Here is an 11,848-nt window from a genome sequence, read left to right as displayed (position 1 = left end):
GAGCACAGATAAGTTGCCGTGCGGGAAACGTCTGCCTATAGTCCGGTGACTCTCTACACGGCTTACCGACCACCATGATCAAAAATCAGCTTGCCCGTTTCAATCGCCTGGACTTGATCAGCGCGCCGACGGCTCTGGAAAAGCTTGAGCGCCTGTCGATCTGGGCAGATCGCGATATCTACATCAAGCGTGATGACACCACCACCCTGGCGCTGGGCGGCAACAAGGTTCGCAAACTTGAATACCTCGCCGCAGACGCGCTGGCCCAAGGTGCCGACACGCTGATCACTGCGGGCGCTATCCAGTCCAACCATGTTCGCCAGACCGCTGCCCTGGCGGCGCGTCTGGGCCTTGGCTGCGTGGCGCTGCTGGAAAACCCCATCGGCACTGAAGACCCGAGTTACCTGAAAAACGGCAATCGCCTGCTGCTGGAGCTGTTCGATGCCAAGGTCGAGCTGGTCGAAAACCTCGACAACGCCGACGAACAACTGCACGCGCTGGCTGCGCGTCTGCGCTCCAGCGGCAAGAAGCCTTATCTGGTACCCATCGGTGGCTCAAGCCCGGTCGGTGCGCTGGGTTATGTTCGCGCCGGGCTGGAACTGGCTGAGCAGATCAAGCAGACCGGCATCGACTTTGCGGCGGTTGTTCTGGCCTCCGGCAGCGCGGGCACCCACAGCGGCCTGGCGTTGGCGCTGGCTCACGAGTTGCCGCAATTGCCGGTTATCGGCGTGACTGTTTCGCGCAGTGAAGAAGCACAACTGCCCAAAGTGCAGGGCTTGGCCGAGCGTACGGCAGAATTACTGGATATCGCCCTGCCAGAGCACTTCAAGGTTGAACTGTGGGACGAATATTTCGCTCCGCGTTATGGAGAGCCGAACGCCGGTACGCTGGCAGCGATCAAGCTGGTGGCCAGCCATGAAGGGCTGTTGCTGGACCCGGTTTATACCGGCAAGGCCATGTCCGGCTTGCTGGATGGCATTGGCCGTCAACGCTTCAACGACGGCCCGCTGATCTTTCTACACACTGGCGGTGCTCCGGCGCTGTTTGCCTACCCGGATGCGTTTGATCAGTAACTTTTCAGCCGGCGCAGCTTTTATGCCTTTTGATAGGAAAAATAACTTTTTTTGTTATTTTTCCTCATAAGCAGATGGCTATATAGTCGCGCCCGGCAGACAACAACACTGACGGAACACCTGACGTAACTGCCTGAAAAAAGCTGAATAATCAGCACGAAGTTGCTTGAGTCGGGTCAGAAAAAGGCCAGACACTTCCATACCAACAAGGGGCTCGCATGAACATTTCCGCTATTCGTCGCACGTTTCTTTTCTCGGCACTGGGCTTGATGCTCGGTACCGGTATCGCCGGGCAAGCCATGGCTGGCGAGCAACTGCAGAAAATCAAGGATAGCGGTACGCTCAATGTAGGCCTGGAAGGCACTTACCCGCCGTTCAGCTTCGTCGATGAAAACGGCAAGCTCACCGGCTTCGAAGTCGAGTTTTCCGAAGCGCTGGCCAAGGAACTGGGCGTGAAAGCCAAGATCCAGCCATCGAAATGGGACGGCATTCTGGCCGCTCTGGATTCCAAGCGTCTGGATGTGGTGATCAATCAGGTGACCATCTCCGAGGAGCGCAAGAAGAAGTACGATTTCTCTGAGCCCTACACCGTATCCGGCATTCAGGCGCTGGTTCTGAAGAAGAACGCAGACACCATCAAGACAGCCAAGGACCTGACCGGCAAGAAGGTTGGCGTGGGGCTGGGCACCAACTACGAACAATGGTTGAAGGAAAACGTCCCGGGCGCAATCGTCAAAACCTATGACGATGACCCGAGCAAAATTCAGGACCTGAGTGTAGGCCGTATCGACGCGATTCTCGTTGACCGTCTGGCAGCTCTGGAAATGGCCACCAAGACCAAAAACAAACTGGTGCCCGCAGGTGACGCGTTTTCCCGTCAGGAGTCCGGCATTGCCCTGCGCAAAGGCGAACCCGAGTTGCAGGCAGCTATCGACAAGGCGATCGACAAACTGCGCGCCGACGGCACTCTGGAAAAACTGTCGAAGAAATACTTCAACGCTGACGTCACCAAATGATCGAAGAGAGCCTTCAGCTCGCGCTGGACTCCGCGCCCTTTCTGCTCAAGGGCGCGTATTACACCGTCTTCCTCAGCCTGGGCGGGATGTTTTTCGGGTTGCTGCTGGGCTTCGGCCTGGCATTGATGCGCCTGTCGCGCCTCAAACTGGTGAACTGGATTGCACGCATCTACGTGTCGTTCTTTCGCGGTACGCCCTTGCTGGTTCAGCTGTTCGTGATTTATTACGGCCTGCCGGAACTGGGTATCCAGCTTGAACCCCTGAGCGCGGCACTGATCGGCTTTTCGTTGAACATGGCCGCTTATGCTTGTGAAATTCTGCGTGCGGCCATCAGCTCTGTGGAACGCGGTCAGTGGGAGGCTGCCGCAAGCATCGGCATGACCCGCTGGCAGACCATGCGCCGGGCCATACTGCCGCAAGCAGCACGCACGGCCTTGCCGCCGCTGGGCAACAGCTTCATTTCGCTGGTCAAGGACACCGCGCTGGCCGCCACCATTCAGGTGCCGGAGCTGTTCCGCCAGGCGCAGTTGATCACCGCACGCACCTTTGAAATTTTCACCATGTACCTGGCCGCCGCACTGATCTACTGGATCCTTGCCACGGCGCTCTCGCACCTGCAAAACAAGCTGGAAGCCAGGGTCAACCGGCATGATCTGGAGACCTGACGCATGATAGTCGTTGAAAAACTCACCAAGAAATTCAAGGGCAATCAGGTGCTCAAGGGCATCGATCTGCGTATCGAAGCCGGGGAAGTCGTCGCCATCATCGGTCCCAGTGGCTCGGGCAAGACCACCCTGCTGCGCTGCCTGAACCTGCTGGAGACACCAGATAGCGGCAGGATCAAGGTGGGCGACATCGAGATCGATGGAACACGTTCCATGAACCAGCAACAGGGGTTGATTCGCCAGTTGCGCCAGCAGGTAGGGTTCGTGTTTCAGAACTTCAATCTGTTTCCGCATCGCACAGCGCTGGAAAACGTCATTGAAGGCCCGGTAGTGGTCAAGAAGGTCGCGCGGGAAGCCGCCGAGGCGCTGGGCAGGAAACTGCTCGCCAAGGTCGGTCTGACCGGCAAGGAAGACGCCTACCCGCGTCGTCTCTCGGGCGGGCAGCAGCAGCGCGTGGCGATTGCACGGGCGCTGGCGATGGAGCCGCAAGTGATTCTGTTCGACGAGCCAACCTCGGCACTGGACCCGGAACTGGTTGGCGAGGTGCTGACCACTATTCGCGCCCTGGCCGAAGAAAAGCGCACGATGGTGATCGTCACCCACGAGATGAGCTTTGCACGGGAGGTCGCCAACCGGGTGATCTTCATCGACAAGGGGGTGATCGTGGAGCAAGGCGAAGCCAAAGCACTGTTCGCCGACCCTAAGGAAGAGCGCACACGGCAGTTTCTTGAGCGCACTCGTCACTGATCATGCCGGTAGGTCCCCAAAAAAGCAGCGTCCATCAACGGCGCTGCTTTTTTCTTACATTTCAGAAGGCGTTAATCGTTCAAGATCCTTGCTCAATTCCCGCGTAATTTTCCGAAAAATCATCGAAATAATAAAATCGGCCTACGTCAGCTCTCATACCTGATTCGTAGTCGGCTGGCCTGAGACACACGCCCCTTGCCGAACACCCTCTTCTGAGCCCTCCTCCGTCGGTTACTGCCTGTTGCTATTGGTACTTTGTGGTAGGACGGTTGTTTATCGCGAAGTAAACAGTTCCAAATAAACCGTGTAGGAAGTCTCCGGTTTTCAAGTAAAACACTAGCAAACGCCACCCACATATTGACAAGTGCCTGCAAAGCCCATTAGCTCATACACACCACTCAGTTAGTGAGACACTAAAGTTTCAAGCCCTCTTTTCATACCATTTGTAATGTTTGCCATAAGTTGGATATTTAAGGTACTTATCCCACCGCCTTAAGCGCACCTCTTATTACTTAAACATGACAATTTATGACGAATCGTTACTTAAACTATTGATTATCAGGAGCACCCGTACATGAGCCAAATCATTTGCAAACCGACCCCTCTGGGCCTGTCAGCCCCTTCCATACCGCTGGCCAGCCGACATGGCATAGGCGTGAGAGGTGCCTCTCAACTGCTTGTTCATGTGGCCCCCTATGACAGCATGGACGAGGGAGACCTGATCGAACTGTTCTGGGACGGCTGTTACGTCGCGTCAAAAATATTGAAGGCATCTGACGTCGGCAAACCCGTTGTCCTACGCGTGCCGGAAAGCTTTCTACAGAACGGCAAAGCAAGAACTTACTACCGGGTCATGAAAATAGGCGGTTTGCCCATAACCTCGCCCTGCCGCAAGCTATGGGTGAAGCTGAACGCACCAGGCGGGCAATTGGTCAGCACCAACACGGAAGAAAACCAGGGGCTGGCACCCCTGTATGTTGTGCCATCGGTAATACGTCGAGGACTGTCGCGCAGGCACCTGGAAGGCGGTTTACCGATGACCGTCGAGCCGTACCTGAACATGGCTGTCCACGACGAGATCACTGTGCGCTGGGGCGATTTGCGTATGGACCTGCCGCCGCTTGTTGCCGAAGACGTCGGTGAGCCTGTCGATCTGGTCGTGCCGCCCGCGCTGATACTGGAAGGCGGAGAGGAACAACAACTGGAAGTGACTTACTGTGTTATAGACCGAGTGGGTAACAACTCGCTCTGGGCTCCGCCACGGGTAATACGGGTTCAGCCACTGGGCCATTACACTGATTGAATACGACGAATCGAATAATCGAGGCTCCTGAAAAAATCACCTGCAAAATAGCCGGCGCGGTAATAGCAGTCATCAATAAAATAAACATTGGTAACTTATGTCCGCTACTTTTTAAACCTATGCCGCGCATGCAATAAACGGCGAAATCGCGCAGGCGTCAGCGGTGTTCATTTCGCATTTGATTCTGCACCTCGGTCTGGCACGTGGGGTGACGTCGGTTGAGGCGCTGAACGGACGCAGACGACTGACAATTACTGTCTATGCTTATTCCAAAAAGCACGTTTTAAAAAATTTTATACACGCTTAGGGTATATATACCGGACCACCGGACATCGTGATGTTTTCCAGCCGCACTTGATGCGGTCTACTGCTACGAGGTTCCGATGGTCCCTTTCACAACTACCCCTGTGGATAAACCCAGGGCTGTACCTACTGACGGTGAGCGACGCGAGTCTGATCCGACGGCGGTAGCAGCCCACCACGTCGAGGCTTCACAAGAGCCTGACGTAGCTCCCCGACTGCTTGCGGCCAAGGTGTTGCAAAACGACGCCGAGGCCATTGCAGCCGCTCATGAACTGGCAGCGGCAGCCAGGATCAACGCTGCAAACCGCGACCGGCAACGCGCTTTGCCGTGGGCTGAAATCGAACAATTCACCCGTAGCGGACTGGGCAGCATATCCATCCCGCGCGCGTACGGCGGGCCGCAAGTATCGTTCGTCACGGTGGCCGAGGTGTTCAGGATTATTTCTGCGGCCGACCCTGCATTGGGACAAATTCCGCAAAATCAGTTTGGCATCCTGCACCTGCTGCAGGGCAGCGCCACCGAGCAGCAGAAAAAAACACTGTTTCAGAGCGTGCTGGACGGCTGGCGCATCGGCAACGCCGGGCCGGAGCGTGGCACCAAAAACACGCTGGAACTCAAGGCACGGATCACCGCCAATGGCGACCGCCTGACCATCACCGGACAAAAATTCTATTCCACCGGCGCGTTGTTTGCGCATTGGGTCGCGGTCAAGGCGCTGGATGATCAGGGCCGGCAGATCATGGCCTTCGTCAAACGTGGTACACCGGGGCTGCGCATCGTCGATGACTGGTCGGGCTTTGGCCAGCGCACCACCGCAAGCGGTACCGTGCTGCTCGACAATGTTGCGGTCGACGCCGGGCAGGTGGTCGACAACTGGCGTCTGGCCCTGACGCCCAATATTCAGGGTGCGGTATCGCAGTTGATCCAGGCTGCGATAGACGCGGGCATTGCTCGCGGTGCAATTGATGATGCGATTGCGTTCGTTCGCGAGAAATCCCGTCCGTGGATCGACGCCAACGTCGAGCGTGCCAGCGACGATCTCTACGTGATTGCCGACATCGGCAAGCTGAAACTTGAGCTGCACGCCGCCGAAGCGTTACTGCGCAAGGCGGGTCAGGAACTCGACGAAATCAACGCTGCGCCCATAGACGAGCACTCGGCAGCGCGCGCTTCCATTGCCGTGGCGCGTGCCAAGGTGCTGACCACCGAAATCTCCTTGTTGGCCAGCGAAAAGCTGTTCGAACTGGCGGGCAGCCGCGCGACCCTGGCCGAGTTCAATCTCGACCGCCACTGGCGTAACGCACGCGTCCATACCCTCCACGACCCGGTGCGCTGGAAATACCACGCAGTCGGCACCTGGCATTTGAACGGCACCCTGCCTGCTCGCCATTCCTGGATCTGAACCAGACCACTGGAGAACACCTTTGATGAGTTCCAACCTTCAGGCGCGCGACAACGCAGCGCTGATTACCAGTGACGCTCAGGCTCTGCAAACAGCCCGCGAACTGGCCCTGCACTTCAAGACCGACAGCGCACAACGCGACCGCGAGCGTCGTCTGCCTCATGCAGAACTCGACCTGTTCAGTCAGTCCGGTCTGTGGGGCATCAGTGTCCCGAAGGCCTTTGGCGGCGCGGGTGTTTCAAACGTTACGCTGGCCAAGGTGATACAGCTGATTTCCGAAGCCGATGGCTCGCTGGGCCAGATTCCGCAAAACCATTTCTATGCCCTCGAAGTGCTGCGCGTGAACGGCAACCCGCAGCAACAGGCGCAACTGTATGCCGAGGCGCTGGCTGGCGTGCGGTTCGGCAACGCGCTGGCCGAACTGGGGACCAAAACGGCACATGACCGCACCACTCGCCTGACCCGTGACGGCGACGGTTATCGCATCAATGGCCGCAAGTTCTACGCGACCGGCGCGCTGTACGCGAAACGTATTCCCACCTCGGTGATCGACGACGAGGGTGTGCAGCAACTGGTTTTCGTAGCGCATGACAGCGAGGGCCTGACCGTCATCGACGACTGGAGCGGTTTCGGGCAGCGCACCACGGGCAGCGGCTCGGTGCTGTTCGACAACGTGTACGTCCGCGCCAACGACGTCGTGCCGTTCCAGAGCGCTTTCCAGCGCCCCACTACGGTCGGGCCGCTTGCGCAGATTCTTCATGCCGCGATCGACACCGGCATCGCCCGCGCAGCCTTTGAGGACGCCCTGACCTTCGTGCAGACGCGCACCCGGCCGTGGATCGACTCGGGTATCGAAAAGGCCGTGGACGACCCACTGACGCTGCACAGCTTCGGCAAACTCGGTATTCGCCTGCACGCCGCCGAAGCACTGCTCGAGCGCGCCGGGGAGTTTCTCGACGTTGCCCAGGCAGACAGCAATGCCGAAACCGTGGCCGCCGCCTCGATAGCCGTTGCCGAAGCCCGCGCCATCAGCACAGAGATTTCCCTGGCGGCCGGCTGCACGTTGTTCGAACTGGCTGGCAGTCAATCGACACTGGCTGAACACGGCCTGGATCGCCACTGGCGCAATGCGCGCGTTCATACGCTGCACGATCCGGTGCGCTGGAAGTTTCACGCCATCGGCAATTACTACCTCAACGACACCAACCCTCCGTTGCGGGGGACGATCTGATGGCGCGTAAAAAGATCCTCCTCAACGCGTTCAACATGAACTGCATCGGCCATATCAATCATGGTCTGTGGACGCATCCGCGTGATACCTCAACGCAATTCAACAGCTTGGAATACTGGACCGAGCTGGCGAAACTGCTGGAACGTGGTCTGTTTGACGGTTTGTTCATCGCCGACATCGTGGGCGTGTACGACGTCTATCAAAACTCGGTGGACGTCACCCTCAAGGAAGCCATCCAGTTACCGGTCAACGACCCGCTGCTGCTGGTTTCGGCAATGGCTGGCGTGACCAGACACCTGGGCTTTGGCCTGACGGCCAACCTGACCTACGACGCGCCCTATCTGTTCGCCAGGCGCATGTCGACGCTCGATCATCTGAGCCGTGGCCGGGTGGGCTGGAACATCGTGACCGGCTACCTCGACAGCGCGGCGCGGGCGATGGGTCTCACCGAGCAGAACGAGCACGACCGCCGTTACGATCAGGCCGATGAATACCTGGAGGTGCTCTACAAGCTCTGGGAAGGCAGCTGGGAAGACGATGCCGTCATCAATGACCGCGAGCAGCGCGTCTATGCCCAGCCGGGCAAGGTGCACAAGGTACGGCACCAGGGCGAGTTCTATCAGGTCGAGGGCTACCACCTGTGCGAGCCGTCACCGCAACGCACGCCAGTGCTGTTTCAGGCCGGCAGTTCGGAGCGCGGCCTGCAATTTGCCGGGCAAAACGCAGAATGCGTGTTCATCAGCGGCCAGAACAAGACCGCGACCCGCGAACAGGTAGACAAGGTGCGCGCCAGCGCAGTGAAGACCGGGCGCAACCCGGAGGACATCAAGGTGTTCATGGGCCTTAACGTCATTGTCGCCGCGACCGAGGCGCTGGCTCGGGAGAAACACGCCGAGTACCGCCACCATGCCAGCGCCGAAGCAGGCGTGGCGCACTTTGCGGCGTCGACCGGTATCGACTTTGCAGAGTACGAACTGGACGAACCCATTCAGTACGTGAAGAGCAACGCCATTCAGTCCGCGACCAGAAACCTGAAAAACAACGACTGGACCCGCCAGAAACTGCTCGATCAGCACGCGCTGGGCGGCCGTTATATCACCCTGGTCGGCTCGCCTGAACAGGTCGCTGATGAGCTGGAATCGTGGATTGCAGAAACCGGCCTGGACGGTTTCAACCTGACCCGCATCGTCACGCCAGAGAGTTACGAGGACTTCATCGATCTGGTGATCCCGGAGTTGCAACGCCGCGGGTCCTACAAGACCGCTTACGAAGACGGCAGCCTGCGCAAAAAACTGTTTCCGGAAGGTACGGATCGATTGCCGGAACGGCACGCGGGAGCGGGCTTCAGAGCTTGATTATCGTACCAATGCTCCGCGTTGGCACGCCGTTCAGGACGCTCCGCGTCCCTTGTGACGCAGAGCGTCACGACATGCATTCCCACGCTGGAGCGTGAGGAACGAGAGTCTTGTAACTCTCGTACCCATGCTCGGCGTAGGAACAAGACTTTATTAAAGGACCGCACCATGAGCAAAACCCTCGCTGCACTGGCCCTCGGGCTGTTGACCCTGACCGCTTACGCTGACGACAAGCCCTTGAAAGTCGGCACCACGGCAGCCTTCGCCATACCGCTTGAAGCCGCTGTCGAAGAAGCTGGCAAGCAGGGCCTGAAAGTCGAGCTGGTCGAATTCACCGACTGGATCGCCCCCAACGTCACCCTCGCCGCAGGCGATATCGACGTGAACTACTTCCAGCACATCCCTTTCCTGACCAACGCCAATGAAGCCGCCGGTTTCGGCCTGGTGCCCTACGCGCCAGGAATCATCAACAACGTGGGTCTGTACTCGAAAAAGTACAAAAGCTTCGATGAGCTGCCGACTGGTGCAACCGTGGCCATCGCCAATGACCCGATCAACAGTGGACGCGGCCTGCAACTGCTGGCCAAGGCCGGGCTGATCACGCTCAAGCAAGGCGTCGGCTACAAGGCGACCGAGGAAGACATCACCGCCAACCCGAAAAAGCTCAAGATCATTCAGGTTGAAGCCGTGCAGCTGGTGCGCGCCTACGATGACGCCGATCTGGTGCAGGGCTACCCTGCCTATATCCGTCTGGCCAAAACCTTTCCCGCCGACTCGGCCATCCTGTTCGATGGCCTGGACCACCCGGAATACGTCATTCAGTTCGTGATCAAACCTGACCACAAGGACGACCCGCGTCTGGCGAAATTCGTCGATATCTACCAGCACTCGCCCGTCGTCCGCGCTTCGCTCGACAAGGTCAACGGCAAGCTTTACCAGGCGGGATGGAAAGAATGACCGCAACCGCGCAACGCCAACTGCCACTCGACACCCCGAGCGCAAGCATACTGGCGCAACAGGCCGAGCTGCACCCGGAGCTGAATCGCGCCCATGTACGGTTCATCAACCTGGGCAAGACCTATCACGGCAAGCAAGGCCCCGTTGAAGCGCTGGGCAATATCGACCTGGCTGTCCAGCGCGGCGAGATCTTCGGCATCATCGGACGCAGCGGCGCAGGCAAGTCCTCGCTGATCCGCACCATCAATCGCCTCGAACAACCCAGCAGCGGCCGGGTGCTGATCGATCAGGTGGACATCGGCGAGTTCGACGAAGACAAACTGGTGGAGCTGCGCCGACGCATCGGCATGATCTTCCAGCACTTCAACCTGATGTCGGCCAAGACCGTCTGGCAGAACGTCGAGCTGCCGCTCAAGGTCGCAGGCGTGCCCAGGGAGCAACGCGCGCGCAAGGTCGCGCAGTTGCTGGAACTGGTGGGTTTGCAGGACAAACACAACGCATACCCCGCGCAACTGTCCGGCGGGCAGAAACAGCGCGTCGGCATTGCCCGCGCACTGGTGCATGATCCCGCAATCCTGTTGTGCGACGAAGCCACTTCAGCACTGGACCCGGAAACCACTCAGTCGATCTTGGGCCTGTTGCGCGAAATCAATCAGCGCCTGGGCCTGACCATCGTGCTGATCACTCATGAAATGGCGGTTATTCGTGATATCTGCCACCGCGTTGTGGTGCTGGAGCAAGGCCGGATAGTCGAGCAAGGGCCGGTCTGGCAAGTGTTTGGCGACCCGCAGCACGACGTCAGCAAAACCCTGCTGGCACCGCTGCAAACCGGGCTGCCGAAGGAGTGGGCCGAGCGTCTGAGCGATCAGCCGCAACGGCCTGATGCAGCCCTGTTACTGGATGTGCATTTTACCGGTGCCAGTGACCAGGGGCCTGATCTGGCCGCGCTGTTTGCCGCGCTGGGCGGCAAGGTGCAATTGCTGCAGGGCGGGGTCGAGCGCATTCAGGAGCGGGCCATCGGCCACTTGATTCTGTCGGTCGCCGGCTCAGTGCATACACGCGACGAGTTGCTGGCACGCGCCCGTCAACTGGCGCCACGCGCGGAGGTATTGGGTTATGTGGGTTGATCGTTTGCTGCAAGGCACCCTCGACACGTTTCTGATGGTCGGTGTGTCGTCATTGATCGCACTGCTGCTGGGCATCCCGCTGGCGGTGATTCTGGTCACCAGTTCCAAAGGCGGCATCTATGAGGCACCGGGGATCAACCGCGTGCTGGGTGCCTTCGTGAACCTGTTTCGCTCTATTCCCTTCCTGATTCTGATGGTCGCGCTGATCCCGTTCACGCGGATGATCGTCGGCACCACGTATGGTGTCTGGGCAGCCGTTGTGCCGCTGACCATTGCTGCCACGCCGTTCTTTGCACGGATCGCCGAAGTGAGCCTGCGCGAGGTCGATCACGGCCTGGTCGAAGCGGCGCAAGCGATGGGCTGTCGGCGCTGGCACATCATCTGGCACGTATTGCTGCCAGAAGCGCGCCCCGGCATCGTCGGCGGCTTTACCATCACGCTGGTGACGATGATCAACTCATCAGCCATGGCCGGTGCCATCGGCGCAGGCGGGCTGGGCGACATTGCCTATCGCTACGGCTATCAGCGCTTCGATACGCAGGTGATGCTGACCGTGATCGTCTTGCTGGTGGCGGTCGTAGCGCTGGTGCAACTGGGCGGTGACCGGCTGGCGCGCAGCTTCGACAGGCGCTGAGCAGCCGCAACGCAGCGAGGGTATATTGGCGGTC

At 58.8% G+C, this 11,848-nt stretch carries 11 protein-coding genes; all 11 read left to right on the top strand.

The features are described 5' to 3' along the window. Positions 1–74 precede the first annotated feature (74 nt). Positions 75–1,073, top strand: a complete 999-nt coding sequence (locus RYA97_RS17150; RefSeq protein WP_002551606.1) for a D-cysteine desulfhydrase — start codon at positions 75–77, stop codon at positions 1,071–1,073. Between the two features lie 218 nt (positions 1,074–1,291). Further along, the gene (gene tcyJ, locus RYA97_RS17145) at positions 1,292–2,089 is read left to right on the top strand and encodes a cystine ABC transporter substrate-binding protein (RefSeq protein ID WP_005778615.1); all 798 of its coding nucleotides are present in this window, start codon (positions 1,292–1,294) and stop codon (positions 2,087–2,089) included. After that, entirely contained in the window at positions 2,086–2,754 is a 669-nt protein-coding gene (gene tcyL / locus RYA97_RS17140) for a cystine ABC transporter permease (protein WP_002551604.1), read from the top strand. Before tcyJ ends, tcyL begins: the two co-directional genes overlap by 4 nt. Positions 2,755–2,757: 3 nt before the next feature. Beyond that, complete coding sequence (tcyN, locus tag RYA97_RS17135; protein WP_005743147.1) at positions 2,758–3,501, top strand: L-cystine ABC transporter ATP-binding protein TcyN; 744 nt, start codon at positions 2,758–2,760, stop codon at positions 3,499–3,501. Between the two features lie 574 nt (positions 3,502–4,075). Then, a complete protein-coding gene (locus RYA97_RS17130) occupies positions 4,076–4,804 on the top strand; it encodes a hypothetical protein (protein WP_005778612.1) in 729 nt (242 codons plus the stop codon). Positions 4,805–5,337: 533 nt separating this feature from the next. Further along, positions 5,338–6,510, top strand: a complete 1,173-nt coding sequence (locus tag RYA97_RS17125) for an SfnB family sulfur acquisition oxidoreductase (protein WP_004654156.1) — start codon at positions 5,338–5,340, stop codon at positions 6,508–6,510. Positions 6,511–6,535: 25 nt separating this feature from the next. Continuing rightward, positions 6,536–7,741: an SfnB family sulfur acquisition oxidoreductase gene (locus tag RYA97_RS17120; RefSeq protein WP_005778609.1), complete on the top strand. Its 1,206-nt coding sequence runs from the start codon at positions 6,536–6,538 to the stop codon at positions 7,739–7,741. Then, complete coding sequence (locus RYA97_RS17115; RefSeq protein WP_117140211.1) at positions 7,741–9,096, top strand: LLM class flavin-dependent oxidoreductase; 1,356 nt, start codon at positions 7,741–7,743, stop codon at positions 9,094–9,096. The genes RYA97_RS17120 and RYA97_RS17115 overlap by 1 nt, the downstream gene beginning before the upstream one ends. 168 nt (positions 9,097–9,264) lie before the next feature. After that, positions 9,265–10,053, top strand: a complete 789-nt coding sequence (locus RYA97_RS17110) for a MetQ/NlpA family ABC transporter substrate-binding protein (protein ID WP_004654148.1) — start codon at positions 9,265–9,267, stop codon at positions 10,051–10,053. Next, positions 10,050–11,180 carry a methionine ABC transporter ATP-binding protein gene (locus tag RYA97_RS17105; RefSeq protein ID WP_057404581.1) on the top strand — a complete coding sequence of 377 codons (1,131 nt, stop codon included), beginning with the start codon at positions 10,050–10,052 and terminating at the stop codon, positions 11,178–11,180. The genes RYA97_RS17110 and RYA97_RS17105 overlap by 4 nt, the downstream gene beginning before the upstream one ends. Continuing rightward, complete coding sequence (locus tag RYA97_RS17100) at positions 11,170–11,814, top strand: methionine ABC transporter permease (protein WP_002551596.1); 645 nt, start codon at positions 11,170–11,172, stop codon at positions 11,812–11,814. The genes RYA97_RS17105 and RYA97_RS17100 overlap by 11 nt, the downstream gene beginning before the upstream one ends. Positions 11,815–11,848: the final 34 nt, after the last annotated feature.

Origin of the sequence: Pseudomonas syringae group sp. 26L6 (genome assembly GCF_032587815.1) — a bacterium.
Classification (GTDB): Bacteria; Pseudomonadota; Gammaproteobacteria; order Pseudomonadales; family Pseudomonadaceae; genus Aquipseudomonas; species Aquipseudomonas amygdali.
The sequence above is the reverse complement of the archived record's forward strand: the minus strand, read 5'-3'. Positions and strand labels throughout refer to the sequence as shown.